The organism is Streptomyces sp. NPDC040589, assembly GCF_055594445.1.
Window position 1 is genome coordinate 154,034 of record NZ_JBVIWP010000007.1, and the last position, 24,961, is coordinate 178,994.

The window sequence follows — 24,961 nt, forward strand, 5'->3', positions numbered from 1 at the left end:
CGGCGCTCGGCTACGGGGCGTCGTCGTCCGTCTCGCGCAGGTCCGTCACCCGTTCCAGCAGGATCGGCTCCCAGGCGTGGCGCAGCCGCGTCCGCGACACGGCGAGCCGGTCCGCGTCGCCGCCCGTGAGGGCCTCGGCGAGGTGGACGACGCTGTCGCAGCGGGCGAGCCACAGGCCGCGCAGACAGGGCCGGGCGCCGTAGCCGGCGAGGGTGGCGGCGCGTACGGCGGCGGGTGAGCCGACGGCGAGCGCGAGGCCCGCGATGTCCTCGGCCGGGTCGCCGACGACGGCGCCGGCCCAGCCGAGGACGCCGCGCACCCGGCCGTCGGCGCTGACCACGAGGTGGCCGCCGGTGAGGGCGTGGTGGGTGAGGACGGCCGAGCCGGACTGGGCGGCGAGCTGGGTCGCGGCGGCCTGCGTGAGCTGGTGCAGGCGCGCGGCGTCGAACTCGTCGGCTTCGGCGCAGTGTTCGGCGGCGCGTACGGCGGCCCGGCGCAGCGCCTCCAGGGAGCGCGGCGCGGCGCGCGGCACACCGAGGGTCTCGGCCTGCCGGACCGGCACCTCGCGCAGCCCGGTGAGCAGTGCCGCGAGGTCGGCCTCGCCGACGGCGGACACGTCGTGCTCCTGCCCCGAGCCGCCCGGCACCTTGGTGTCCAGTGTGTAGGTCAGCCCGGCCGCCCACTCGCCGTGCGCCACGCTGGCCGGCACCGCCACCGGGATGTGCGGGCGGACGAGGTCGCGCAGGCGCAGTTCGCGGCGCTGGCGCACGGTGGCCTCGCGGTCGGGGGCCAGGCGCAGCACATGGCGGGTGCCGACCCACCAGGTGGCGGGTTCGGCGCCCTGGGTGGCGGGCCGGACGTCGGGGCCGGTGCCTTCCTTTCCCTGCCTGGGCTCCTTTCCGTCCTTGAGGAGGGAAAGGACCAGCCGGCGGACGGTGTCCGCGGTGGGTGTCGGTGCCTGGGTCATGGTCGCGCCGTTGCCGTTCGGGAGGCGTGGTGGGGACATGGTGGCGTCACTCCACTATGACCAGCTCGCGGGAAGTGGTGTTCAGGCGCCGCCCGCCGTCCTCGGTGACGGTCACGATGTCCTCGATGCGTACGCCGAACCGGCCCGGCAGATAGACGCCGGGTTCCACGGAGAAGCACATGCCGGGCACCAGGGGCTGCAGCTCGCCCTCGATCATGTAGGGCGGTTCGTGGGTGGTGACGCCGATGCCGTGTCCGGTGCGGTGGATGAAGTACTCGCCGTATCCGGCGTCGGCGATGACCGCGCGGGCGGCCCGGTCGACGTCCTGGCAGCGGGCCCCCGGCCGCACGGCGCGGAAACCGGCCTCCTGGGCCGCGCGCACGAGGTCGTGCACGGAGCGTTCCTCGTCGGTGGGTTCGCCGACATGGACCGTGCGGGAGGTGTCGGAGCCGTAGCCGTCCCGCAGACCGCCGAAGTCGAGGACGACCATGTCGCCGCGTTCGATGACGCGGTCCCCGGCCTCGTGGTGCGGGTTGGCGCCGTTCGGGCCGGAGGCCACGATGGTGAAGTCGACCTGCTCGTGTCCGTGCCGGCGCAGATGCCGGTCGAGGTCCGCGGCCACCTCGGATTCCCGCCGGCCGGCGAACGGGACGTTCCGGATCTCCTCGAACGTCGCGTCGGCGGCGGCTCCCGCGGCCGCCATGAGTTCCAGTTCGGCCGTGTCCTTGACGGCGCGCAGCATCGGCAGGGCCTCGGTGAGCGAGCTGTAGGAGCTGCCGGGCATGGCCTGCCGCAAGGCCAGCAGGTGCAGCGCCCAGGCGTTGTCGCTGATGCCGAACCGGCCCGAGGCGTCGAGCAGGGCGGCGGTGGCGGCGTAGGGATCCTTGCCGTCGGTCCAGTCGCGCAGGGCCAGGGCGGGCGCGCCGGCCGCCTTGTGCGCGTCCGGGGCCTCCAGGGCGGGGACGACGAGGACGGGGTCCTGTCCGGCGGCGAGGACCAGCAGGGTGAGCCGTTCGGTGACCGCCGGGGGCGTGTAGCCGGTGAGCCACACCAGATCCGGTCCGGGGGCCACCAGCAGGCCCGCGAGACCGGCCTCGGCGGCATCACGCGCGGCACGCTCCATGCGGGCCCTGTAGTCGTCGGCGGTGAAGGACGCGGCCGTGCTTCCGGTCATCCGGGCCTCCCAGGACGGGCGAAGGGGCTACGGGCAGACATCCTGCCCGGCCGGAGGGGGCGGCGCGAGCCGTCTGCGGACTTCGTCTGAGCATCACCGCTAACGGCAGGGGATTTCCCAACCGTTAGATCTAATGCTTAGATTCGCTGCACCCATTAAGGGGCATCCATCAGTCGTTCGAACGAGGGGGCGTGCGGCCGTGCTCGTACTGGCACACATCAGCGATCTGCACCTGGACGGGAGCGCGCGGGCGACGGAGCGCGCCGAGCGCGTCCGCGACCGGCTGCGGGAACTGCCGGGTCATGTCGACGCGCTGCTGGTGACCGGCGACATCGCGGACCACGGCACGGAGCCCGAGTACGAGGAGGCGGCCCGCCTGCTGGGGCTGCGCGACGGCGACGCCCCGTTCCCCGTGCTGACCTGCCCGGGCAACCACGACAGCCGCGCGCCCTATCGCAAGGCGCTGCTGGGCCTGCCCGGGGCCGAGGGGCCGGTCAACAGCGTGCAGGTCTTCGACGACGGCGCCGTGCTGATGTGCGACTCCAGCGTCCCGGGGAGCGACGACGGGGAGCTGGACGAGGAGACGTACGACTGGATCGAGGCGACCCTGGACGAACTCGACGGCGGCCTTCCGGCCCTGCTCGCCTTCCACCACCCGCCGGTGGCGCTGCACCACCGGCTGCCCGACTCCTGCCGGCTGCGTCACCCCGACCGGCTGGCCGGCCTGCTGGCCCGCAGGCCCCAGATCGCCGGCCTGATCACCGGCCACGCCCACACCCCTGCGGCCACCTCGTTCGCGGGGCGGCCGCTGATCGTCGGCCCCGGTGTGACGTGGACGCTGCGGCTGCCCTGGGAGGGCGACCAGGTCGCGGACCGGGACGCGCCACCCGGACTCGCCTTCCATGTCCTGGACGACACGGGGCGGCTCACGAGCCACTTCCGGGTGGTCACGTGACGACGGCCGGTACGACCGTCAGCTGCTGGTAGCCACCGCCGCGGTGCCGCACCGTCAGCCGGACCTCCGAGCCGGGCCGGGCACGGGCGACGGCTCGGGCCAGGTCGGCGGCCGTGTCAATGCGGGTCCTCCCGAAGACGAGGAGCAGGTCGCCGCGCTCCAGGCCCGCCGCGTGTCCCGGGCCCGGGACATGGATCCCGACGACCACGGCTCCCGGCTTCCCGGCGTCCATGACCTGCACGCCGAGGGTCACGACCGGCGGCACGGATGCGACGGCGGACGGCGAGGGGCCGGGGGACGACGGCTTGCGCCACCCTCGCGGGTCGAGGACTCCGCCCGCGTCGGCCACCGTGGCGCCCACCGTCCCGAGGCCGATCCCGGAGAGGACGAGCACCACGCCCAGGAAGACGGCGAACAGCGCGTTGACGAGCCGCCGGCCCCGCCGCCGGGCGGCGCGCGGGCGCGGCCGGGCCGGACCGGCCTCGGGGGCCGGCACCGCCGCACCCGGTTCCTGACCGGGCATCGGCTTGGGTCGCAGCGCGGTCTGTTCCATGGCTCGCCTCCGGATGGTGCCGAACGGATCGCCTCCGGCGGATGCGGAACGATCACGGCTGGTGCTCTACCCGGCACCTCGGCACGCGACGAGCCACGAACGAGTGAGACTGACCGGCGCCGGCAGGGGCCATACGCCCCGTCGCGGTGCCCGGAAGCACGGCGCGGCTCGCACCGCACCCGGCAGACGGGTGCGGTGCGAGCCGCAGGTCACGAGGAGCGGAAGGCCGGCCAGGGCGCCGTCTCAGCCGAGAGCGGGCACGGGCACGGCGGGGGCACGGCCCGGGAGGAAGCCGTGGGCGCGGCGGGCCAGCCAGGCGGCCTTGTAGCGGTCCACCTCCTGGTGCCAGTGCAGGATGCCCGCCAGCCAGTTCCGCAGGTCCGTGACGTACTCCGCCATGATGGCGCGCGCCTCGTCCGAGAGCTGGAAGTCCTCGTACAGGACGGGCAGTTCGTGCTCGACCACGTGCTCGAACTGCCGCATGCGCTGGCTCATCAGGTCGTGCACGATGCCGAGCGCGGCCGGGTAGTCGCAGCCGAAGAAGGACTGCACGACGAGGATCGCGTTGTGGATCTCGCCCTCGTACTCGATCTCCTTCTGGTACGAGAAGACGTCGTTGATCAGACACGCGAAGTCGATCGCCGCGTTCTCCAGGGAGCGGACCGGGCCGCTGCGGTAGACCTCGGGCGGGACGGCCGGGCCGTGCCCCATCCGGCACAGGCTGAGGGTCAGGTCGGAGCCGAAGGTCGCGCGGCGCATCTCCAGGTAGTCGACCGGGTCGGGGACGCGGTTCTGCAGCTGGTTGGACAGCTCCCAGACCCAGCTCTCGGTCATGACGTTCACCGCGTCCTTCAGCGTGCGCCGCGCCTCGGGCGTCATCTCCGCGGTGGTGCGCAGCCACAGGTCGACCAGGCCCCGCTCCATGGCGTTGACCGGAATCGGCGGCTCCTCACCGGCGACCGGCATGCAGTCGGACAGGCGGGCGGTGGTCAGCCGGGCGGCGGCCAGGTCGCGGCGGTGGCCGTAGACCAGCGGGTAGTAGTCGTCGCCGTAGGTGCCCCAGGCGAGCCACTGCGCGCTGAGGTCGAGGGCCTCCGGTGTGGCGTCGGGGTCGATGCCCGCCGAGCAGAGCGCGAGATCGTAGGCCCTGAGTTTGTCCTCGTCCCAGACGCCCTCGGCGAGGATGCCCATGCGGTCCACCCAGTGGCCCAGATTTTGGCGGGCGTTGTCGAGGTGCGGGCTGAGTCCCAGCGGGAACGGCATGCGGATGTCGGGGATCCGGGACGGCCCGACCTTCTGGTACGGCACGTGCGTGTAGGAGCGCAGGCGACGCTCCGCGCCGGCGGAGGCGAGCAGGGCGCGCACGTCGGCGGCGGAGGTGCCCATGCCGCTGCAGCCCGGCCAGGGGTTGCCGCCGCGCGCGTTCTCGTTCATGTAGCGGCTGGAGCGCATGTGCCACTCGTGGCCGCCGGACTGCCAGTCCTGCAGCCCCTTGGTGTACGCCGCGACGGCCGCGACCCCGTCCGGGGTGAGGCCCTTGTCCAGGGCCACCGCGGGCACTTCGGTGAACGCCGTGTGCTCGAACTGGTGGAGGCGGGAGGTGAGGACGTCGTTGACGGTGTCGGCGGCCTCCTGGGTGGTGCAGCCGAAGAAGGTCTCCAGGACGAGCACGCCATTGCTGAGCTCGCCCTCGTCCTCGACCTCCCGCTGGTAGGAGAACAGGTCGTTGCGCAGATGCACGGCGTCGGAGAACGTCTCCATCAGCACCCTCAGCGGCCTCGACCCGGCGACGACGGCGGGCACTTCGGCGGTCGCGTACTCCACGAGCCCCGCCGACCAGGGGGCGCCGCCCACCTTGCGGCGCATCTCGATGTACTCGACGGGGTTGGAGATCCGCCCCTCGTTGATGTTGGACAGCTCCCACATGGACTCGTTCAGAAGGTGCTCGGTGGCCACGGCGAAGCGGCGCCGCCAGTCCTGCGACATCTTCGGCACCGTGCGCGCCCACAGATCGGCGAGGCCCGCCTCGACGGGGTTCTCCGGTTCGGGTACGGGAGTCGAGAGGTCCAGCGGCATGAACAGCGGCAGCCGGTCCAGATGGGCCTTGCCGGCGAGGCGGTCCTGGCTGCGCTTGTACATCTCGAGGAAGTGGTCGTCGAAGAAGAAGACCCACACGTACCAGTCGGTGATGAGGGAGAGGGCCGGGCCGTCGCAGTCGGGGTGGGTGTAGGCGCAGAGCAGGCCGTAGTCGTGCGCGTCGAGGTCGGCCTGCTCCCAGACGCCGGATCCCTCCAGCATGCCCATCTCGCGCGCCCACTCCGTCGAGTGCGCGCGGGCCTCCTCGAGATGGGGGTTCAGCCGCGCGGGGTGCGGCATGTAGAAGTGCGGGAGTTCGAACGGCTGCGTCATGGCCGGGCCCTACCCGGCACCCCGCGGCGGCATCCGCGGGGCGGGACATGATCACACCATCGCGTGAATCCAACGTGAAAGCAGGCGCTTTGGAGGTGACCTGACCTAGCCGGAAACCCTCACCTGGATCAGCGCGTGTGTGCCGCTGGTGCGCCAGCGCTGGTCCTCCGCCGCGACCAGTTCGGCCTCCGTACGGCGGTCGAGGCCGGTGATCACGTCGGACTTCAGGGTGCGCAGGGCGGCGACCGGGCCGGGGAAGTACGCGGTGACGTCCGTGAAGGGTGTCGTCGGTGACCAGAGCCGGTCGCCCACCAGGCGGCGGTAGTTGAGGTCGCCCTTGACGAGGGTCAGCGTGGCCGAGGCGAACTCGGCGCGCAGGTCGCCGGGCATCTCCTCGTACGGCAGCGGGGCGCTGGAGAAGGGGTGGGCGCGCAGGATGAGGCGGCCGTCGGCCAGGGCCGACCACAGGTGCCGTCCGTGGTCGGCGGCCGCTCCCCCGGCACCGGTCAGCCGGCGCAGTGCGTCGACGACGTCGGCGGTGGTGGCGTCGGAGACGTAGTAGGGGTAGGGCTTGACGTGCAGGACCGCCCGTCCGATCCGGCCGTGGGCCAGGAGGTGGGCGATGAGCAGCAGGTCGGGCACGAGTTCGCGGCCCGCGTTGTCGGCGACCAGGCACAGGGTGCCCGTGCCGGTGCCGTCGAGCAGGGACCACAGCCGGTCGCTGTCGTCGGCCACCAGACCGGGGGCGGCGTCCGCGTCCCGTGCGCCCTCGGCGGAGAGGCGGAAGCCGAGGTCGGCCCGGTTGCCCCAGAGGGAGCCGTGCAGCAGGGCCTGTGCCTGTTCGCCGGCGGGCCGGTTCGCGAGGTCGTCGAGCGCGGCCAGTTCCTCGTCGGTCTCGGCGGAGTCGAGTTCGGCCAGCTTGAACGGGCGGAAGGGGTCGATGCCCTGCCAGGGGCCCGGGCCGAAGTAGCCGACGGCCTGGAGCAGTCGCCGGTAGAACCAGCTCTCGGACCACAGCCACGGGATGTCGAACCAGGAGCGGCCGGTGTACTCGCCGAGCCCCCAGGTCTCCCAGAGGTCCCGGTCGTGCGCGTCGGCGGGGAGCGGTTCGATCTCGCCCTTGGTGCAGTTCGCCAGCAGGTCGTCGAGCGCGCGGTGCTGCCCGGGTTCGTAGGGGAAGGCCTCGCGGACCTGCCGGATGATCGCGGGGTGCCGCTCGGCCAGCACACTGTGGGGGAACGAGCCCGGCTGGTTGCCGAGGAGCACGGGTGGGGTGGGGGTGTCGGGCATGCGGCTCACCGTAGCGCGCGGCCCTCATGCCCGGGTCGGACCGGTCAGACCGGCGCGATCTCCCGCTCCAGTCGGGCCGCCAGGCTCAGATAGCGGGCGCGGCGGGTCACCGGGACCAGGCTGCGGATGAGTATGTTCCACATCTCGGCCGTCCTGCGGGGCTGCCGCGCGACGGGCTCGCGGGAGCGGCCCACGACCCGGGTGCCGACGAAGAAGCAGACCAGGGAGTGGGCCACGACATCGACATCGATGTCCGGGTGGACGTCGGATTCCTTGACCGCGCCGACGAGCCGGTTCGTGACGATGTCCAGCCACTCCGTGAAGGGGTGGCTCAGCGGCGGCCGCGGCTGGATGCCGCCCGTGGCGAGCCGCAGGCCGGCCCGCAGGACCGGGTCCTCGACGGACATGCGGGTGATGCCGAACGTGAGGCGCATCAGCGCCTCCAGGGCGGTGTGGCCGCGGCTGTCGGTCTCCGTCGCCAGCCTGCGGGCGGTGTGCGACTGGAGTTCGAGGATCGCGTGGGCGAGATCCTCCTTCGCCGCGAAGTGGAAGTACAGGGCACCCTTGGTGACCTGAGCGTGCTCCACGATGTCGCTGAGACTGGTCGATTCGTAGCCGCGACGGTCGAACAGGTCAGCGGCGGCCGTGATGATCGTCGAGCGGGTCTGCTCGGCTCGCAACTGCCTCGCCATCGGCTGAACTCTCCCGGGACGGAAATGAACGGGTCATGCCGTTTGTTTTTACCCCGCGTACACGATAACTCACCCTCAGACGGCGTTCATCACACCAGTGTGCCGGAGTGCGGGTGCACATCCGGCAAAACAATCGCGACTGGTGAAAGAAAACAGCGCGTTCGGTATCTAACTGTGGGGGTTGTGCGGGCAGACGTAAAGGCGGGCCGGCCGGTGCCCCATCCGCACCGGTCGACCCGCCCACTGGTGAACGCGAATCAGAAGGTCAGCTTCCAGCTGTTCAGCGTGCCCGTGTCCTGCGCCGAGGTGTCCTGGACGCGCAGCTTCCAGGTGCCGTTGGCGGTCTCGCTCGACGCGTTCACCGTGTAGGTGGTGTTCACGTTGTCGGCGGAGTCCGACGCGGCGGACTTCAGGCGGTACGTCGAACCGTCCGGCGCGACGAGGTCGATGACGAGGTCGCCGCGGTAGGTGTGGGTGATGTCGACGCCGACCTGGAGGGCCGAGGGAGCGTTGCCGCTGCGGCCGGTGACGCTGATCGGCGACTCGATCGCCGCGCCGTTGTCCGGAACGGCGACCGCGGTGGTGCTGGAGAAGATCGTGCCGGTGGACGTACCGCCCTTGACGGCCTGGACCGTCTTGGCGGCGTCCGCGAGACCGGCGCCGCAGCCGCCGGAGCAGGTGCCGGGCAGGGCACGGGCGTTGGCCTTGATGGCCGACTCGATCTGCGCCGGGGTGAGGGCGGAGTTCGCCGACTTCAGCAGCGCGGCGAGGCCCGCGACGTGCGGGGTGGCCATGCTGGTGCCCTGGTAGTAGGCGTAGTTCTCGCTGGACGGCGTCTTCGTGCCGGAGTTCAGCGTCGACAGGATGCCGTTGGCGGAGGAGGTGCGGGTCTCGCCGCCGGGGGCGGAGATGTCTACGAGCGAGCCGTAGTTGGAGTACGAGGCACGACTGCCCGCGCGGTTGGTCGCGGCGACCGAGATGACGTTGTTGCAGTTCGCCGGGGAGGAGTTGGAGACGTTCTGGTTCTCGTTGCCGGCCGCGACGACGACCGAGGTGCCGCGGTTCACGGCGCCGGTGATGGCGCTCTGGGTGGCGGTGGAGCAGGCGCCGCCCCCGCCGAGGCTCATGTTGATGACCTTGGCGACGTTGGTGTTGGCGGGAACGCCGGAGACCGTGCCGCCGGAGGCCCAGGTGATCGCGTCGATGATGTCCGAGTCGTAGCCGCCGCACTTGCCGAGGACGCGGACCGGGGAGATCTTCGCGCCGTAGGCGATGCCGGCGACGCCCTTGCCGTTGTGGGTGGCGGCGGCGATGGTGCCGGCCACGTGGGTGCCGTGCCAGGAGGAAGTGGAGGCCGGGATACCCGTGCCGCACTCGTCGGCGTTGTACCAGTCGCCCGGGTCGGCCGGGTTGCTGTCACGGCCGTTGCCGTCGACGGAGACGGCGGTGTCGGAGATGAAGTCGTAGCCGCCGACGATGTTCGCGGCGAGGTCGGAGTGGGTGACGTAGCCCGTGTCGATGACGGCGACGGTGACGCCGCTGCCGGTGGTGGTGTCCCAGGCGGCCGGGACGTTCATGCCCGCGGTGGACTCGAACAGGTCCCACTGCTTGCCGTAGTCGGTGTCGTTCGGGGTGACGGCCGTCGGCTTGTTCAGACGGTCCGGAACGACGTAGGCGACCTGCGGGTCGGCCTCGTACTGGGCGACGACGTCGGCGACGGACGTCCGGGTGGGGTTCGTGCCCAGCTCGACGAGGGCCGCGCCGGTGCCGAGGCGGCGCTGGAAGTCGACATCCTCGCCCGTCTTCTCGGCCTTGGTCTCGGCGTCGGCGGCGGCGGCCTTGTTCGACTCGGCCTCGGCCGCGCCGGACTTGTAGCCGACGATGAGCCGCTCGGCCGGGGCGCCGGGGGCGGCCTCGGTGAGGGTGGCCGGGACGGCGGCGGCGCGGGGTGCGGACTCCTGGGCGACGGCGACCGAGGCGGGGGCGGCGGTCAGCAGCGCGGCGGAGACGACGGCGACGGATATCAGCTTCCGTCTGAGCTCTGGGGAGGTACGCACGGTCGTTGCCTTTCGTGGCCTGACTCCGGGCTGGGCGGAGCGGCGGTGGAGTCGCTTCGTCGTCGAAGCGGAGGGGGGTGGTTCGAAAAGCGACGCGATGGCCGGCCAGGCGCGAGAAGACGAGCGGACCAGTTCGGGGTTACCTGTAGGTCGGCTGTGCTCGGCTGTGGTCGAACGATAGGCAAAGGGAAGGTCATCGGGATACGGGGGAAACCCTCGATCGGGCCGGAAACCCACCCTCTATGGCGGGCAGTTGGGCGCGAACGGTCCCTTTTCGAACGCGTCCGTGCGCGGTGAACGCGCCGGGACGGATTCCCGTACTGCACTACCGACGTTGCCGCCCCGGCCGAGGAGACGCAGAGGGATGCCTCGTACGACCGCACACCGCACCGCACTCGCGGCCGCCCTCGTGACCCCGCTGCTGCTGCCGCTGTGGGCCGCCGGACCGGCGGGGGCGCACGGCGCGCCGACGGATCCGGTGAGCCGCGTGGTGGCCTGCTCCCCCGAGGGCGGCGATCGCGCCGGCTCGGCGGCGTGCCGCGCGGCCGTCGCCGCGAACGGCGCGCCCTTCACGGCCTGGGACAACCTGCGGCTGGCGAACGTGAACGGCCGGGACCGGCAGGTCGTCCCCGACGGGAAGCTGTGCAGCGGGGGCCTGCCCGCCTACCGGGGCCTCGACCTCGCCCGCGCCGACTGGCCCTCGACCCGGATGACGCCCGGCGCGACGCTGACCATGCGGTACGTCTCGACGATCCCGCACACCGGCACGTTCCGGATGTACCTGACGAAGCCCGGCTACGACCCGGCCGGGCCGCTGTCCTGGTCCGACCTGCCCGAGAAGCCGTTCGCGGAGGTGACGGACCCGGCCCTGACGGACGGCGCCTACCGCCTCCAGGCGACCCTGCCCTCCGACCGGACCGGGCGGCACGTGCTGTACACGGTGTGGCAGAACAGCAGTACGCCGGACACCTATTACTCGTGCTCGGACGTGGTGTTCCCGCAGAAGGAGGCGGCGTCGCCGCAGAAGGAGGCGGCGCCTACGGAGGAGAGCGAGAAGACGGAGGAGACGGAGGAGAAGGAGGAGGAGAAGCCGGGAGAGAACGCCGCCGACCCTCAGCCGCAGGCTGACCACAGCCCGGTGGCCGCCGCCTCCGGCCCCGACTCGGGCCCGTCCACGCCCATGCTGGCGGGCGGCGCCGCGGCGGTGCTGTTGCTCACCGGCGGCGCCGCCCTGGCCGTACGCCTACGGCGACGCTGAACCAACCTTGCTGGACGCTCAGTTGACGTTGATCGCCACGCCGCCCTTCGTCACCGGGGCGTACTTGGCGGTGAAGAAGGCGTTGCTGAAGCAGAGCGACGAACCGGAGACCTTCGTGAACTGCTGGTTGGTGAAGGAGATGCTGTGGTCGGCGTTGCTCGCCGTGCCGGTCAGGCTCGGTGCCTGGTAGACGCAGGTGATGCTGCCCAGCAGGGTGCGCAGCTTGACCGTGGACTGGATGGCGGAACTGGCGCCCGGGGTCACGGAGACGGTGCCGTCGGAGGACACGCTGGTGGTGTAGGGCAGGTTGTCGACGGTGATGCCGCTGACGCCGAGCGAACCGACGACGTTGGTGGTACAGCCGCTGGTGTCGAAGGTGTGCGAGGCGAGGGACTCGGTGGCGGTGCCAGGGGCGGCCGGATTGGCGGTGACCTTGGCGGAGAACGCCGACGAGGTGCACGAGATGCCGCTGGTGCCGGTCGCGCTGGAGTAGAAGGTGGCGGCGGTGCCGCTCGCCAGAGACGCGTCGAGGACGTCGCCGACCGCGACGGCCGCGCCGTCGGTGGTGGTCAGGACCGGGGTGTCGGCCGCCGAGGCGGGGGCGGCGAGGCCCAGGGCGGCGACGGCGGCGGTGAGGGCGAGCAGGGTGCGAGTACGCATGCGGGTGTACCTCTTTCGGAAGCGAGGGTGAGGGGGTGCGTCCGCGTCCGCCGTTGCCGGTCCGTCACGCCTTCTCCGTACGTGACGGACCGGCAACGGCGGTCCGGTCACCGGCCGGAGGCACGCAGGACGCGGCTCCGGCCGGGCCGGGCGGGGGGTGGCTGGTGGCGCGGCTCCAGGGGAAGCGGCCGTGCCGTGGAGGGTCGGACTCGGGCGAGGGAAAGCCCGTGCGGACGCACCGGGCGGTGAGATGCCCGTCCGGGACGGGCGGTCCGGGGCGCGCGGACGGTGCCGCGCGGCGGATCCGGCGCCACGGATCCGGTGAGACGAGGAGAGTTGTAGACCTACCGGTCAGTCAACGTCAAGGCATTGCAGGGGAGTTGTGCGTTGACTGAGAGTTTCCGAACGCCGTTGACTCACATGCGGCGCACATTCAACACTCTTTGTTCACACTTCCCTTGACCCTTCATGTAACCCCCGGTAACTTCCGAGTCGGCTACTGCGGCGTAACGAGAAAGCCCTTGCAATCGCCGGGAGTTGCGAGGAGACGTACGTACGCGGTCGGTGTCCGCGCCAGGGCAACGTGCCACCGAAGTCCGATCCGCACCGACACGCACCTGGAGCAGACATGACCTCCTCCGCCGAGCACACCCCCGAAAGACCGGACGGCCCCGCCGCCGCGGACGTCGCTGACGTTCCCGCGCGCCGCGGGCGGGTCCGGGCACGCCGGGCCGCGGTGATGGCGGTGCCGGCCACCCTGGTCGCCGCGAGCCTCGCGGTCCTCACCGCCGAGGGGGCGCTGGGCGTGCAGTTCGCCATCTCCGGCATGCCCTTCACGGTCACCGCCACCGAGCTGAAGGGCAACGGCTTCGCGCAGTTCGGAGGCCTGGACAAGATGGCCAAGGACAGCCCCAACGCAGGTGAAACCGGCGGCGAGGTGCTGGTCGTCACCTCCGTGATCAAGGACGCGACGCTCACCAAGCTGTGCCAGAGCGTGGACCTGGGCGGTACGAACCTGATCATCAGGGCGGGTGAAGGCGCGAAGAAGGTCCGGGCCACCGACCTGACCACCGACTCCACCCAGCTCTCGGGCGACGCGGCCTTCACCAACATCGAGATAGGCAACGACGCCAGCGAACTCAACAAGGCCGGCCCTCTGGGCAAGGGGCCGATCGGCGTGTTCAGCCAGCAGTCCGACACCGTGCGCATCGCCAACCTGCGGCAGACCAACTACGCCACGACGGCCGGTGTGTTCAAGCTGCCGGGGCTGAAGCTGGGCTTCAGCGAATCGGGCTGCTGATGCCCGGCGGCTCACGCGGGACGTTCCGGTCCGCCTTCCGCCGGTGGCGGGCGGGCCGTCCCTTCTGGGGCGGGCTGCTGCTCGCCCTGGGCGGGGCGGAGATCCTGCTCACCCTGAAGGCGTCGCTGGACGTCATCCTGCACGTCGGCATGCAGGGCCTGGCCGGCTATCTGCTCCCGGCCGTGATGCTGCTGTGCGGCGTGCTGATCCTCTTCAACCCCTCGCAGCGCCTGTTCTACTCGGTCATCGGGGTACTGGTCTCCCTGGGGGCATGGATGACCTCGAACCTGGGCGGCTTCTTCGTGGGCATGCTGTTGGGCATCGTCGGCAGCTGTCTCACCTTCGGCTGGCTCCCGGACCAGGAGCCGCGCGTCAGCCGGCGGCAGCGCAGGAAGGCGGCCAAGGCCGCGGCCGTGGCGGGGCCCCTGGAGCGGGAGGCCGGCCAGGCCGTCTGAATCAGGCCAGTGATGCCCTTCAGGCCAGTGATCCTCGACCCCCTGGCGTCGCCCGGCCGTGGCGACTTGGCTGGACGTGTCGCGCTCCGCCCACGAGGTGTGCGCGCCGTACGGACAGCCGTCAGCCCAGGGAGAGTCCGATGGATCAGACCCACCCGATTGTGATCGACCCGACCGGCCGCGACATCCACGGCGAGGCGACCCGGATCCGCGAGCGCGGACCCGTCACCCCCGTCGAACTCCCCCACGGTGTCCCGGCCTGGGCGGTCAGCGACACCTCGCTTCTGAAACGGCTGCTCACCGACCCACGGGTGTCGAAGGACCCGCGCCGGCACTGGCAGCGCTGGATCGACGGCGAGGTCTCGCCGGACTGGCCGCTGTTCACCTGGGTCGCGGTGCAGAGCATGTTCACGGCCTACGGCACCGACCACAAACGGCTGCGCACCCTCGTCTCCAAGGCGTTCACCGCCCGCCGCACCAACGCGCTGCGGCCACGGATCGAGGAGATCACCGCGACGCTGCTCGACCGGGTCGCCAAGGTGGGGGCCGGCGGCGGCGCGGACGGCCAGGCGGTCGATCTGCGGGAGGAGTTCTGCTACCCGCTGCCCATCCAGGTCATCGGCGAACTGCTCGGGCTCCCCGAGGAGTTGGGGGACGAGCTGCGGGTCGTGGTGGACGGTGTCTTCCACACCTCGGCCGACGCGGCCGAGGTCGCCGACATCTACGCCCGGTTCTACGCCGTCCTCGGTGAACTCGTCGCCGCGAAACGGGCGGCGCCCGGCGACGACCTCACCTCCGCGCTGATCGCCACCCACGAGGAGGAGAGCGGCACGCGGCTCAGCGAGCAGGAACTGCTCGACACGCTGATGCTGATGATCAGCGCCGGTCACGAGACGACGGTCAACCTGCTCGACAACGCCGTCCACGCGCTGCTCACCCACCCCGACCAGCTCGCGCACGTCCGCGGCGGGCGCGCCTCCTGGGACGATGTGATCGAGGAGACCCTGCGGGCCGAGGCGCCGGTGGCCAGCCTGCCGCTGCGGTACGCCGTCGAGGATCTGCCCCTCGGTGAACTGGGCGGCCCGGACGGCGCGGTGATCCGCAAGGGCGAGGCGATCCTCGCCGCGTACGCCGCCGCCGGACGCGACCCGGAGCATCACGGCACGGACGCCGCCGTCTTCGACGTCACCCGCGCCGCCAAGGATCATCTGGCCTTCGGGTACGGCGTCCACCACTGCCTGGGCGCCCCGCTCGGCCGGCTGGAGGCGCGTGTGGCCCTGCCTGCCCTGTTCGAACGGTTCCCCGGCCTCACCCTCGCCGTACCGGCCGAGGAGCTGCGGCCGGTGGACTCGTTCATCTCGCACGGCCATCGGACGCTGCCGGTCCTGACGGGCTGACGGGCTCCGCGGAGGGCGCCGGATCCCGGAGGTCCGGCTCTCCGGAGGCCGGCTCCCCGGCGCCCTCCTCCTTCAGTGCCTTCGCCTCGCTCTTGAGGATCCGCATCGAGCGGCCGAGTGAACGCGCCGTGTCCGGCAGTTTCTTCGAGCCGAACAGGACGATCACGACGATCGCCACGATCAGCAGATGCCAGGGCTCCAGTCCGTTGCGCAGCACGGCATGCCCTCCCTCTCTTCAACAGTTGCTACATTGCGCAACTGTACAACCCCCGGGCGAGAGGCAAGCGAACGCCGATGACGGTCAGCAGTATTCGGAGGACAGAGCCACCGCGGCACCGGGCCGCGCCCCGGAACCAGAGGCGGCGGCGCGGTCGCCGCCTCGGCCGACGCGCCGCCCTCCTGGTCTGCCTGGCCCTGGTCGTGTTCGCCGCGGGGGGTGCCGGCTGGCTGTATCTGAAGCTGGACGGCGACATCAGCACCTTCGACTCCGGCGGCCTCTCCGACAACCGCCCCGGGGCCGGCTCGTCGAAGGGCGAGAACATCCTGGTCATCGGGTCCGACACCCGTACCGGCGGCAACAGCGCGCTGGGCGGCGGCGACAAGGACGACGTGGGCCGCTCCGACACCGCGTTCCTGCTGCACGTCTACGCCGACCACCGGCACGCGCTCGCCGTCTCCATCCCCCGCGACACCCTGGTCACCGTCCCGTCCTGCGAACTGCCCGACGGCAGCTGGACGAAGGCACGGCCGGACACGATGTTCAACGCCGCGTACTCGGTCGGCCAGACCGCCGAGGGCAACCCCGCCTGCACCCAGAACACGGTCGAACAGCTCACCGGGCTGCGCGTCGACCACACCGTCGTCGTCGACTTCAAGGGCTTCGCACGGCTGACGGAGGTGGTGGGCGGGGTGCGGGTGTGCCTGCCGCAGGACGTGTACGAGAACGACCTCGACCCGCACCTCACCGCCCCCGGCAAACTGCTGTTCCACAAGGGCGAGCAGAGCGTGTCGGGACAGCGGGCGCTGGACTACGTCCGGATCCGGCACGGCATAGGCGACGGCAGCGACATCGGCCGGATCAAGCGGCAGCAGGCGTTCGTGGCCAGTCTGCTGAAGGAGGTGAAGAGCAAGGGCCTCACCCCGACGCGGCTGTTGCCGCTGGCCGACGCCGCCACCGAGTCGCTGACCGTCGACCCCGGCCTCGGCTCCGCCGGCAAGCTGATCTCCTTCGCGATGTCCCTGAAGGACATCGACCTGCACAACACGAAGTTCATCACCCTGCCCTGGCGCTACGAGGGTTCCCGGGTGGCGATCGTGCAGCCGGACACCGACGCCCTGTGGGCCGCGCTCAAGGCCGACCGCACGATCGACGGCCAGGACGCCGGCGGAAAGCAGACCGGAGCGTCGGGTTCCCCCGCCCCGGCCGCGTCTCCCTCCGCCTCCTCGTCCCCCGCGCCGGTCTCCGGTGACGGCATCGACGTCGCCGTCTACAACGGCACCGCCGTCCCCGGTCTGGCCGCCCGCGCCGCCGAAGCCCTCACCGCGGACGGCTTCACCGTCACGGGTACGGCGACGGCGTCCGCCCAGGACCACACGACCACACTGGTCGAGTACGGCCCGGGGCTCGAGGACCGGGCCCGGACCGTCGCGGCGGCCTTCCCCGGCGCCGAGCTCCGGTCGGTGACCGGCAGCGGGATCAACGTCGTGCTGGGCCAGTCGTATGCCGACGACCCAGCGGCGGCGTCCGCCGCCCCGGCTCCGACCGCCGTACCGTCCGAGGTCGCCGACGGAGCTCGTTCGGCGGACGACAATCCCTGCTCGAACCTCAGCTACGGCTGACGCCGTCGGAGCCTGGCCCTGGCCGCCGTCAGGGCCAGGGCGTACAGGCCGAGCACCACGGCCGGCAGCAGGTAGTACGCGGCGGGCAGGGCCGTCATACCGAGGGCGCCTCCTAGGGGACTCGGCGGCAACAGCAGGCCGACGACGGCGAGGCCGGCCGCCGCCAGGCCGACCGGGCCGGGCCCCCTGCTCCCCTCGACGCGCCGGCCGCTGCGCAGGAGCAGCATCACCAGGGCCTGCGTGAGCAGGTTCTCGGTGAACCAGGCGGAGTGGAACACGGCCTCGTCGTCCACGGCGTCGGGCCCGTCGAGCGCGAGGGCGAGAACGGCGAAGGTGGCGAGGTCGGCGAGCGCGTTGAGCAGGCCGAAGCCGGTGACGAACCTCAGGAAGGAACGTGGCCGCAGCACGGCCGGGCCGCGCAGTGCCGCCGCGCCGGGACGGTCGTGGGCGAAGGCGAGCTGGGCCGCGTCGAAGCACAGGTTCTGCGCGAGCACCTGGGCCGGGAGCATCGGCAGGAAGGGCAGGAGCAGGCCCGCGGCGAGCATGGCGACGACGTTGCCCAGGTTGGAGGAGAGCGTGACACGCAGGTACGAGGCGATGTTGCCGCTCGCGTGCCGGCCCGCCGTGATCGCGTGGCCGATCGCCGTGAGGTCCTTCTCGGCGAGGACGACATCGGCGCTCTCCCGGGCCACGCCGACGGCGGAGCGGGGCGCGAGAGAGACGTCGGCGGCACGCAGCGCGGCCACGTCGTTCACACCGTCGCCGAGGAATCCGACGGTGTGCCCGGCGGCGCGCAGGGCGGCGACGAGGCGGGCCTTGTCCTGAGGGGTGCAGCGGGCGACCACGGTCGCCCCGGCGGCTTCGGCGTCGGCCAGGTGCGCGGCGGTCCGTACCCGCCCGGGATCCAGGCCCAGTTCCCGGCAGGCCCGGGCCGCCGTGGCCGGGTGGTCGCCGGTGAGGACCTTGACGGTGACGCCGCGGTCGGCCAGGCCGCGCAGGGCCTCGGCGGCGGTCGGGGCGAGGGCGTCCCGGAAGGTCACCAGGCCCCGGAAGGCCAGGCCCCGGGGGTCGGTCGGGGGGCTCGCGGCGGCGGGGCGGTCGGCCGTGGCGAGGGCCAGCACCCGCAGCCCGGTGTCAGCCTCCCGGGCGGCGAGCGCCAGCAGCCGGTCGCGCTCGCCGGGTTCCGTCGCACAGCGCTCCAGTACGGCCTCGACGGCACCGGTGACGACGACGGTGTGCCGTCCGAGGGAGCCGCGTACCACCGCCGTCGAGATCCGCCGTACCGGGTCGAACGGCACGGCGTCCACCCCGTCGTACTCCTCGCCCACCGGCCCGGCCGCCTCCAGCAGGGCCTCGTCGAGGGCGTCGGGGGCGGGCAGTTCGGCGAGCTGGAGGGTCCACCAGGCGCCGACGGCGGCCCAGTGCAGCACCACCGGGTCGTCGTGGCCGGCCGGGTCGAGGGACCGTTCGACGACCGGACGGTCCTGGGTGAGCGTGCCGGTCTTGTCGACGCACAGCACGTCGACGGCGCCCAGGTCGTGCAGCGCGGGAGCCGTTTGACGATGACGCCGTGCGTGCGGGCCAGGAGGGCGGCGCCCCGGGCCAGGCAGGTGGTGACGATCACCGGCAGCATCTCGGGCGTCAGACCGACGGCGACCGCGACGGCGAAGGGCAGTGTCTCCAGACCGCGTCCGCGCAGCGCCGCGTTGGCCATCAGCACCAGGGGCGGGGTCAGCAGCATGAACCGGATCAGCACCCAGGAGATCCCGTGCACGGACCGGTCGAAGGCCCCGCCCTCCCGGCGCGCGGCGGGCTGCCGGTGCGCGGCGGCGAACCGTGTCCCGGTGCCGGTGGCGACCACGACGGCCGTGGCGGTGCCCGAGGCGACGGTGCTGCCCTGGAAACACAGGAGGGACTCGCCCGTCCCGTCCGCGGTGCTCTTGTCCACCGGCGCCGATTCCCCGGTGAGGGCCGCCTCGTGCACCGTGAGCCCCCGCGCCCGCAGCAGACGTACGTCCGCCGGGACCAGGTCTCCCGGGCCGAGGCGGATCACGTCGCCGGGGACCAGTTCGGCGACCGGGACCTCCCGGGACTCCGGCGGCTCCCGGCCGTCGGTGCGGCGCAGCACCGCGGCCGTGCCGGCGACCAGGTCGCGCAGGGCGGACATGGACCGGTCGGCCCGGTGTTCCCCGGTCGCGCGCAGCACGCAGCTCACGACGACAAGAGCGAGGATGACCACCCCGGTACCCCAGGACGCTATGGCGACGGACACCAGGCCGAGGCAGAGCAGGACGGCGGTGAAGGGGTCGCGCAGGGCGCGCACGGCCCTCAGGGGCCAGGAGGGTGTGCGTCCCTCCGGCAGCGTGTTCTCGCCGGAGGTGATCAGCCTCGACGCGGCCTCGGCCTCGGTCAGCCCTCGGGGCCCCGACTCCAGCCGCCGCAGCACCTCCAGGGTGGTGCCCTCGGCGGTCTCAGAGGCCATGGAGCCGACGGCGCGCCGGTGCGGCGCGGTCGGTGAGCCGGTCCACCAGGAGCCGTACGACGTCGACGATGTCGGGGTCGTCGACGTAGTACACCTGCCGGCGGCCCTCACGGCGGGAGCGGACGAGGCCGGCCAGCTTCAGCTTGGTGAGGTGCTGGCTGACGGCGGGCAGCGCGCCGCCGACCCGCTCCGCGAGCCCGGTCACGTCGCTCTCGCCCTGGGCCAGCGCCCAGACGATGTGCAGCCGGGCGGGCGAGGCCAGCAGCCCGAAGGCCGCGGCCGCCTGGGCGAGCACGTCGGCGGACGGGTCCTCGAAGCCACTGCCGGCTGCCGCCACCGTCACCGCCCCTTTCCGTCGTCCCGCGAGCCGCACCAAGTTTAGGCGGCCCGCGGCACCCACCCCGCAAGCCGTTTCTTCCCTCGCGGGGCCAGGAGTGATGGAATCGCGCGCAACGGTCCAACTGTGGCCGGTGACAGGCGAGTTGCGTACTGGGAGGCCCGGATGCCGGAGCACCGTATGGACACCGAGAGCGCGCACTCCGCGCGGATCTACGACTACATCCTCGGCGGCGACGACAACTACCCCGCCGACCGGGAGGCGGGCGACGCCATGTGCCGCGAGTGGCCCGCCCTGCCGGTCCACATGCGGGCCAACCGCGACTTCATGCACCGAGCCGTGCGGTATCTCGCCGCCGAGGCGGGGATACGCCAGTTCCTCGACATCGGCACCGGCATCCCGACCCCGCCCAACCTGCACGAGATCGCCCAGGCCGCGGCCCCGGAGGCGCGGGTCGTCTACGTCGACAACGACCCGCTCGTCCTCTCCCTCTCCCAGGGCCTGCTGTCCGGCACGCCCGAGGGCAGGACGGCCTACGTCGAGGCGGACATGCGCGACCCGGCGGCCATCCTCGGCGCACCCGGCTTCCGGGAGACCCTCGACCTGTCGGAGCCGGTCGCGCTGACCGTCATCGCGATCGTGCACTTCATGCTGGACGAGCACGACGCCGTCGGCATCGTCCGCCGGCTCCTCGACCCGCTGCCGCCCGGCAGCTGCCTCGCGATGTCCGTCGGCACCGCCGACTTCGCCCCCGACGAGGTCGGCCGGGTGGCCCGGGAGTACGCCGCGCGCGGCATGCCGATGCGGCTTCGCACCCTCCCCGAGGCGGCGGAGTTCTTCGAAGGTCTCGACCTGGTGGAGCCCGGCATCGCGCAGGTCCACAAGTGGCGCCCGAACCGCACGGACGGTACGGAAAGCGACGGCGTCGAGAACGGTGTCGAGATCCGGGACGAGGACATCGCGATGTACGGGGCGGTGGCGCGCAAACCGTAGCCGGGGAAGGGGCCCTGACCTCGCCGTTCGGCCCGTCGGACGGATCATCACGATGCGGCAGCATGAACTCACGGCTTGTGGCCGCTCACTTGACGACCGGTGGTCACACACGGTTGGCTCCGGGCCAGAGAGAGTCATCGGGTCGTGCACGTTCACGGCCCCGCTGTGCTCTCACCCTGCTCTTGCTCGGCCGCACAGCGAGGTCCACCCCCCATGAACACTCCTCCCCCGCAGCCCACCACCGTGAGACTCTCCCGAACCGTGGCCCTGGCCTCCGCCGCGTGTCTGCTGGTGTCCGGCTGCTCCGTCCTCGGCGTGGCCGACGACGGGGCGGATACGGCAGACGCGTCGGGCGGCGGGATGAAGGTCGCCCTCGTCACCCACGGCGGCAAGGGCGACGCCTTCTGGGACCTGGTGCGCTCAGGCGCGGAGACGGCGGCCGCCAAGGACGGCATCGACCTCACGTACGCCGGCGACTCCGACCCGGCCGCGCAGGCCGAGCTGGTACGGGAAGCGGTCCGCGACAAGGTCGACGGCATCGCCGTGACGCTGGCCAAGCCGGCGGCGATGCGCGGCCCGGTCGCCCAGGCCAAGGCCGCCGGCATCCCCGTCGTCGGGCTCAACTCCGGCATCGACGCCTGGCGGCCGACGGGACTCCTGGAGTACTTCGGCCAGAACGAGTCGCTCGCGGGCCGGGCTGTCGGCGACAAGCTGGACGAGGTCAAGGCCAAGCACGCCCTGTGCGTGGTGCACGAGCGGGGCAACGTCGCGCTGGAGGCCCGCTGCGCCGGAGTGAGGAAGACGTTCCGCGGCGACACCGACAACCTGTACGTGGACGGCGCCGACATGAACGCGGTGACCGCCACGATCGCGTCCCGGCTGCGGCAGGACTCGAGCATCGACGAGGTCGTCACCCTGGGCGCCCAGTACGGGCTCAGCGCGGTCAAGGCCGTCGAGCAGTCCGGCAGCAGAGCCGAGGTGGCCACCTTCGACCTCAACAAGGATCTGGTCAAGGCGGTCCAGGGCGGCGATGTGCAGTTCGCCGTGGACCAGCAGCCGTATCTGCAGGGCTACCTCGCGGTGGACGCCTTGTGGCTGTACCACACCAACGGCAACGTCAGCGGCGGCGGGACGGCTCCGGTGCTCACCGGGCCCGCGTTCGTGACCAGGTCGAACGTGTCCGCTGTGGCACGGTTCGCCGCCGCCGGGACCCGGTGACCGGACCCTTCCTGTGACGGTGTCGCCAAAGATTCGGTCAGGCCCGGTTCGCACGCCCACTTGTACGGATAACATCCTGCGCATCCCATGTGCCGCTCCCGGCACGCTCTCACCCCCGCGCCCGTCCCCCAGCCTCCCCGACCGTTCCGCTTCCCCGTTCCTCGCTCCCCGCTGATCGCCCTAGGACGACGATGTCTCGACGGACAGGTGCCCGGCGCCGTCTCGGTTCCATTCGCCTCTCCCTGTGGCTGCTGGCCCTGGTGCCCAGCGTCACCCTCGCCGCGATGTGGGGCGTGACGACGATCCAGATGTTCTCGGAGGGCCTGCGGCTGCGGGACCAGACGGAGCTGAGCCGGTCGACCGGCGCCATGGGCACCGACGCGACGCTCGCGCTGCAGCGGGAGCGCAGCCTGTCGGCCGCCTGGCTGGCCTCCCCGCACGGCTCCCGGACCGCCCTCGACGCGCAGCGCGAGGAGACCGACAAGGCGGTCGCGAAGCTGGTCGGGCAGGCGGACGCGATCGAGAAGGCGCCCTCCCGCGTCTCCGACCGGCTGTACTCGGTGCTGGGCTCGGTGGGGAGCCTCGAGTACTACCGGGACCAGGTGGACGACCCCACCGATATCACCCCCCAGCAGGCGCTGGACCAGTACTCCTCGATCATCGACGACCAGATCCACGCCTTCCAGGAGCTCTCCCAGGTCGACGACGGCGACCTCACCTCGCAGGCCGGCCCGCTGGTCGCGCTGGAGCACGCGGCGGAGCTGGTCTCCCGGGAGGACGCGCAGCTGACCCTTGCCTGGCCGTCGGGGCATCTGGACGACAAGGCGTGGGTGCAGTACGCGGAACTCGTGAACACCCGGCGCTGGCTGGTCCAGGACCAGGTCGTGCCCCAGCTGACCGGCGAAGCCAAGGCACAGACCGAGCGGATCCTGGCGAGCCCCGAGTGGAAGACGCTGGAGTCGATCGAGGACCAGGTGCTGGCGGCCCGGAACTCCGGCACCGACGCGGACCGGATCGCCCTGCCGGACGCGCAGAAGCGGTGGAACGCCGCCATGGACAAGCTGTCGGCGCACTACGCGAGTCTCATCGAGCAGCAGACGACGGGACTGCTGGAGCGCAGCGCCGACAAGGCGGACGGGACGCTGATCAAGGCGGCGTCCCTGAGCGCCGGCGGGCTGCTCGCGCTGCTGCTGTGCGTCGGCATGTCCTGGCGGATCACCCGCTCGCTGTCCCGGCGGCTTCGCGGTCTGCGCCTGGCCACGCTCAGCCTGGCGAAGGAGCGGCTGCCGGACGTGGTGGCCCGGCTGGAGCGGGGCGAGACGGTCGAACCGGAGTCGGCTACGACCCCGCTGGACTACGGGCACGACGAACTCGGCCAGGTGGCCCAGGCGTTCAACACCGCCCAGCGCACGGCCGTGCACACCGCGGTCGAACTCGCCGACACCCGGCGCGGCTTCCAGAAGGTCATCCTGGGCATCGCCCGGCAGAGCCAGAACCTGGTCAACCTCCAGCTGAGCAAGCTCGACGCGCTGGAGCGCGAGCACAGCGACCCCGACATCCTCAAGGGCCTGTACGAACTGGACTCCACGGCCAGCCAGTTGCGCCGCTACGAGGAGAACCTCGTCATCGTCAGCGGCGAACGGCCGGGCCGCAGCTGGACCGAGCCCGTCGCGCTGATGGACATCCTGCGCAGCGCGGTCGGCGAGGTCGCCGAGTACCAGCGGGTGGAGGTGCACACCGAGGAGGAGGTCTACGTCGCCCCGCCCGCGGTCGCCGACGTCATCCATCTGCTGGCCGAGCTCATCGACAACGCGACCGCGTACTCCCCCGCCCCGAGCCCCGTCACGGTGCGGGCCGGGATGGTCGCCAAGGGGCTCGCCGTCGAGGTCGAGGACCGCGGCCTCGGCATGTCGGAGGAGGACTACGCGTCCTTCAACGAACAGCTCGCGGTGCCCCCGCAGTTCGACGTGGTCGCGCTCGCCGACGACCTGCGTCTCGGCATGTTCGTGATAGCCCAGCTGGCCCACCGGCACGGCATCGCCGTCACCCTGCGTTCGTCGCCGTACGGCGGGACCACGGCGATCGTGCTGATACCGCACGACATCGTGGTCCGGGAGACCCCCTCCACCGGCACACCCGGCACCCGCAACGCCAAGCCCCTGAACGGCACGCACAGCCTGACGGCCCTCGGCGGCCCTCGGGGCACGGGCGTCCCGGCCGCCGGCAGGCCGAAGGACGGCGAAGGCCCGGCGGACGGGCGGAGCCCGGTGGCCGAAGAAACCCTGGACGACGAACGCGGCTCGGGCGACGGGCAGGGCTCGGCGAACGAGCGAGGCTCGGACGACGGCCGAAGCTCGGCAGACGGGCAGGACGCGACGGACGGCGAAGGCTCGGACCACGAGCAGAACTCGGCAGACCAACGACACTCGGGCAGCGGGCAGAAGTCGGCAGACGGCCGAAGCCCGGCAGACGGACAACGCTCGGGCACCGGGCGGGACTCGGTGGGCCGCGAGCCTGCCGCGGTCGCCGAGAGTGTCTCCGGCACCAGCGGCAGTGGCGGCGGCGCCGGGGCCGAGAGTGCCACCGGCGGTGTCGGCGACGGCCGTTCCGGGCGTGAGCCGCGGGCGCTCGCCGGGGCCCGGACGGCATCCGCCGCTCGGAGCCCCCGCGGGGACGGTCTCGCCCCGCTCCCCCGTCGCGTGCCGCAGACCAGCCTGGTCGAGCAACTGCGCGAAGAGTCCGCGCCCGACGGCGACGACGGCTCCCTCGACGACTTCACAGCGGAAGCCGCCGCCTCCTCTCTGGCCGGCTTCCAGCGCGGCACGCTCCGGGCCCGTGACGAGGACCCGGCCGCACCACCCCGGCAGGCCGCCGCCGACGCCGTCCCCTCGACTCCGCCCGCCGACCGCTGACGAAGGACTCCGC

Annotated in this window: 19 protein-coding genes and 1 pseudogene; 9 read left to right on the plus strand and 11 right to left on the minus strand. The window is 72.2% G+C overall.

Going from position 1 to position 24,961, the window contains the following annotated elements; translation table 11 throughout:
- Positions 1-10 precede the first annotated feature (10 nt).
- Together ACZ58V_RS28835 and ACZ58V_RS28840 are read right to left on the minus strand one after the other, a co-directional pair.
- Positions 11-967: an aminoglycoside phosphotransferase family protein gene (locus ACZ58V_RS28835; RefSeq protein ID WP_471293808.1), complete on the minus strand. Its 957-nt coding sequence runs from the start codon at positions 965-967 to the stop codon at positions 11-13.
- A gap of 46 nt (positions 968-1,013) precedes the next feature.
- On the minus strand, positions 1,014-2,141 hold the full coding sequence (locus ACZ58V_RS28840) for an aminopeptidase P family protein (protein WP_468191881.1): 1,128 nt from the start codon (positions 2,139-2,141) through the stop codon (positions 1,014-1,016).
- Between the two features lie 199 nt (positions 2,142-2,340).
- On the opposite strand from ACZ58V_RS28840, the gene ACZ58V_RS28845 reads away from it, so the two are divergent.
- On the plus strand, positions 2,341-3,096 hold the full coding sequence (locus ACZ58V_RS28845; protein ID WP_471293486.1) for a phosphodiesterase: 756 nt from the start codon (positions 2,341-2,343) through the stop codon (positions 3,094-3,096).
- Here the strand turns inward: ACZ58V_RS28845 and ACZ58V_RS28850 are convergent.
- The 5 genes from ACZ58V_RS28850 to ACZ58V_RS28870 all read right to left on the minus strand — a co-directional run bounded on the left by ACZ58V_RS28850 (position 3,089) and on the right by ACZ58V_RS28870 (position 10,097).
- The gene (locus ACZ58V_RS28850; protein ID WP_471293488.1) at positions 3,089-3,649 is read right to left on the minus strand and encodes a PDZ domain-containing protein; all 561 of its coding nucleotides are present in this window, start codon (positions 3,647-3,649) and stop codon (positions 3,089-3,091) included. The two genes, ACZ58V_RS28845 and ACZ58V_RS28850, sit on opposite strands and share 8 nt — an antisense overlap.
- A gap of 243 nt (positions 3,650-3,892) precedes the next feature.
- On the minus strand, positions 3,893-6,058 hold the full coding sequence (gene cyc2, locus ACZ58V_RS28855; RefSeq protein WP_471293490.1) for a germacradienol/geosmin synthase Cyc2: 2,166 nt from the start codon (positions 6,056-6,058) through the stop codon (positions 3,893-3,895).
- Between the two features lie 105 nt (positions 6,059-6,163).
- On the minus strand, positions 6,164-7,348 hold the full coding sequence (locus ACZ58V_RS28860) for a damage-control phosphatase ARMT1 family protein (protein WP_468191892.1): 1,185 nt from the start codon (positions 7,346-7,348) through the stop codon (positions 6,164-6,166).
- Between the two features lie 44 nt (positions 7,349-7,392).
- Positions 7,393-8,040 carry a ScbR family autoregulator-binding transcription factor gene (locus ACZ58V_RS28865; protein ID WP_468191894.1) on the minus strand — a complete coding sequence of 216 codons (648 nt, stop codon included), beginning with the start codon at positions 8,038-8,040 and terminating at the stop codon, positions 7,393-7,395.
- Between the two features lie 257 nt (positions 8,041-8,297).
- Positions 8,298-10,097 (minus strand): S8 family peptidase, encoded by a 1,800-nt coding sequence (locus ACZ58V_RS28870; protein ID WP_471293493.1) that lies wholly within the window; start codon positions 10,095-10,097, stop codon positions 8,298-8,300.
- 364 nt (positions 10,098-10,461) lie between these two features.
- On the opposite strand from ACZ58V_RS28870, the gene ACZ58V_RS28875 reads away from it, so the two are divergent.
- Positions 10,462-11,355, plus strand: coding sequence for a lytic polysaccharide monooxygenase (locus tag ACZ58V_RS28875; protein ID WP_471293495.1), 894 nt, complete (start codon positions 10,462-10,464; stop codon positions 11,353-11,355).
- Between the two features lie 18 nt (positions 11,356-11,373).
- Here the strand turns inward: ACZ58V_RS28875 and ACZ58V_RS28880 are convergent, their stop codons facing one another.
- A complete protein-coding gene (locus ACZ58V_RS28880) occupies positions 11,374-12,015 on the minus strand; it encodes a Tat pathway signal sequence domain protein (RefSeq protein WP_468191900.1) in 642 nt (213 codons plus the stop codon).
- A 628-nt stretch (positions 12,016-12,643) separates the two neighbouring features.
- Between ACZ58V_RS28880 and ACZ58V_RS28885 the strand changes: the two genes are divergently transcribed.
- The 3 genes from ACZ58V_RS28885 (at position 12,644) to ACZ58V_RS28895 (ending at position 15,167) form a co-directional block, all read left to right on the plus strand.
- Positions 12,644-13,315, plus strand: a complete 672-nt coding sequence (locus tag ACZ58V_RS28885; protein WP_468191903.1) for a DUF6230 family protein — start codon at positions 12,644-12,646, stop codon at positions 13,313-13,315.
- A complete protein-coding gene (locus ACZ58V_RS28890; RefSeq protein ID WP_468191905.1) occupies positions 13,315-13,770 on the plus strand; it encodes a DUF6114 domain-containing protein in 456 nt (151 codons plus the stop codon). The genes ACZ58V_RS28885 and ACZ58V_RS28890 overlap by 1 nt, the downstream gene beginning before the upstream one ends.
- Before the next feature lie 140 nt (positions 13,771-13,910).
- Entirely contained in the window at positions 13,911-15,167 is a 1,257-nt protein-coding gene (locus ACZ58V_RS28895) for a cytochrome P450 family protein (protein ID WP_471293498.1), read from the plus strand.
- On the opposite strand, the gene tatA is transcribed toward ACZ58V_RS28895, so the two are convergent.
- The gene (tatA, locus tag ACZ58V_RS28900) at positions 15,124-15,384 is read right to left on the minus strand and encodes a Sec-independent protein translocase subunit TatA (protein WP_423568546.1); all 261 of its coding nucleotides are present in this window, start codon (positions 15,382-15,384) and stop codon (positions 15,124-15,126) included. The genes ACZ58V_RS28895 and tatA overlap by 44 nt on opposite strands.
- Before the next feature lie 77 nt (positions 15,385-15,461).
- On the opposite strand from tatA, the gene ACZ58V_RS28905 reads away from it, so the two are divergent.
- Positions 15,462-17,006, plus strand: coding sequence for an LCP family protein (locus ACZ58V_RS28905; protein WP_471293502.1), 1,545 nt, complete (start codon positions 15,462-15,464; stop codon positions 17,004-17,006).
- Here ACZ58V_RS28905 and mgtA read toward each other — a convergent pair.
- Positions 16,997-19,488 (minus strand): annotated as a pseudogene (gene mgtA / locus ACZ58V_RS28910) (magnesium-translocating P-type ATPase). The gene ACZ58V_RS28905 and the pseudogene mgtA overlap by 10 nt on opposite strands.
- Positions 19,478-19,825: an ArsR/SmtB family transcription factor gene (locus tag ACZ58V_RS28915; protein WP_215117855.1), complete on the minus strand. Its 348-nt coding sequence runs from the start codon at positions 19,823-19,825 to the stop codon at positions 19,478-19,480. Before ACZ58V_RS28915 ends, mgtA begins: the two are co-directional and overlap by 11 nt.
- A gap of 165 nt (positions 19,826-19,990) precedes the next feature.
- On the opposite strand from ACZ58V_RS28915, the gene ACZ58V_RS28920 reads away from it, so the two are divergent.
- The 3 genes from ACZ58V_RS28920 (at position 19,991) to ACZ58V_RS28930 (ending at position 24,948) form a co-directional block, all read left to right on the plus strand.
- Positions 19,991-20,818, plus strand: coding sequence for an SAM-dependent methyltransferase (locus ACZ58V_RS28920; RefSeq protein WP_468191917.1), 828 nt, complete (start codon positions 19,991-19,993; stop codon positions 20,816-20,818).
- Between the two features lie 213 nt (positions 20,819-21,031).
- The gene (locus tag ACZ58V_RS28925) at positions 21,032-22,036 is read left to right on the plus strand and encodes a substrate-binding domain-containing protein (protein ID WP_468191920.1); all 1,005 of its coding nucleotides are present in this window, start codon (positions 21,032-21,034) and stop codon (positions 22,034-22,036) included.
- A 191-nt stretch (positions 22,037-22,227) separates the two neighbouring features.
- Positions 22,228-24,948 (plus strand): sensor histidine kinase, encoded by a 2,721-nt coding sequence (locus ACZ58V_RS28930; RefSeq protein WP_468191923.1) that lies wholly within the window; start codon positions 22,228-22,230, stop codon positions 24,946-24,948.
- The last annotated feature ends 13 nt before the right edge of the window (positions 24,949-24,961 follow it).

What these genes read in the sequence shown, in the direction of transcription:
- ACZ58V_RS28890 (WP_468191905.1), top strand. Translation starts at nt 13,315, where the DNA reads ATGCCCGGCGGCTCACGCGGGACGTTCCGGTCCGCCTTCCGCCGGTGG.
- ACZ58V_RS28865 (WP_468191894.1), bottom strand. Translation starts at nt 8,040, where the DNA reads ATGGCGAGGCAGTTGCGAGCCGAGCAGACCCGCTCGACGATCATCACG.
- ACZ58V_RS28905 (WP_471293502.1), top strand. Translation starts at nt 15,462, where the DNA reads ATGACGGTCAGCAGTATTCGGAGGACAGAGCCACCGCGGCACCGGGCC.
- ACZ58V_RS28930 (WP_468191923.1), top strand. Translation starts at nt 22,228, where the DNA reads ATGTCTCGACGGACAGGTGCCCGGCGCCGTCTCGGTTCCATTCGCCTC.
- ACZ58V_RS28920 (WP_468191917.1), top strand. Translation starts at nt 19,991, where the DNA reads ATGCCGGAGCACCGTATGGACACCGAGAGCGCGCACTCCGCGCGGATC.
- ACZ58V_RS28860 (WP_468191892.1), bottom strand. Translation starts at nt 7,348, where the DNA reads ATGCCCGACACCCCCACCCCACCCGTGCTCCTCGGCAACCAGCCGGGC.
- ACZ58V_RS28925 (WP_468191920.1), top strand. Translation starts at nt 21,032, where the DNA reads ATGAACACTCCTCCCCCGCAGCCCACCACCGTGAGACTCTCCCGAACC.
- ACZ58V_RS28850 (WP_471293488.1), bottom strand. Translation starts at nt 3,649, where the DNA reads ATGGAACAGACCGCGCTGCGACCCAAGCCGATGCCCGGTCAGGAACCG.
- ACZ58V_RS28840 (WP_468191881.1), bottom strand. Translation starts at nt 2,141, where the DNA reads ATGACCGGAAGCACGGCCGCGTCCTTCACCGCCGACGACTACAGGGCC.
- ACZ58V_RS28835 (WP_471293808.1), bottom strand. Translation starts at nt 967, where the DNA reads ATGACCCAGGCACCGACACCCACCGCGGACACCGTCCGCCGGCTGGTC.
- ACZ58V_RS28880 (WP_468191900.1), bottom strand. Translation starts at nt 12,015, where the DNA reads ATGCGTACTCGCACCCTGCTCGCCCTCACCGCCGCCGTCGCCGCCCTG.
- ACZ58V_RS28895 (WP_471293498.1), top strand. Translation starts at nt 13,911, where the DNA reads ATGGATCAGACCCACCCGATTGTGATCGACCCGACCGGCCGCGACATC.
- ACZ58V_RS28875 (WP_471293495.1), top strand. Translation starts at nt 10,462, where the DNA reads ATGCCTCGTACGACCGCACACCGCACCGCACTCGCGGCCGCCCTCGTG.
- cyc2 (WP_471293490.1), bottom strand. Translation starts at nt 6,058, where the DNA reads ATGACGCAGCCGTTCGAACTCCCGCACTTCTACATGCCGCACCCCGCG.
- ACZ58V_RS28885 (WP_468191903.1), top strand. Translation starts at nt 12,644, where the DNA reads ATGACCTCCTCCGCCGAGCACACCCCCGAAAGACCGGACGGCCCCGCC.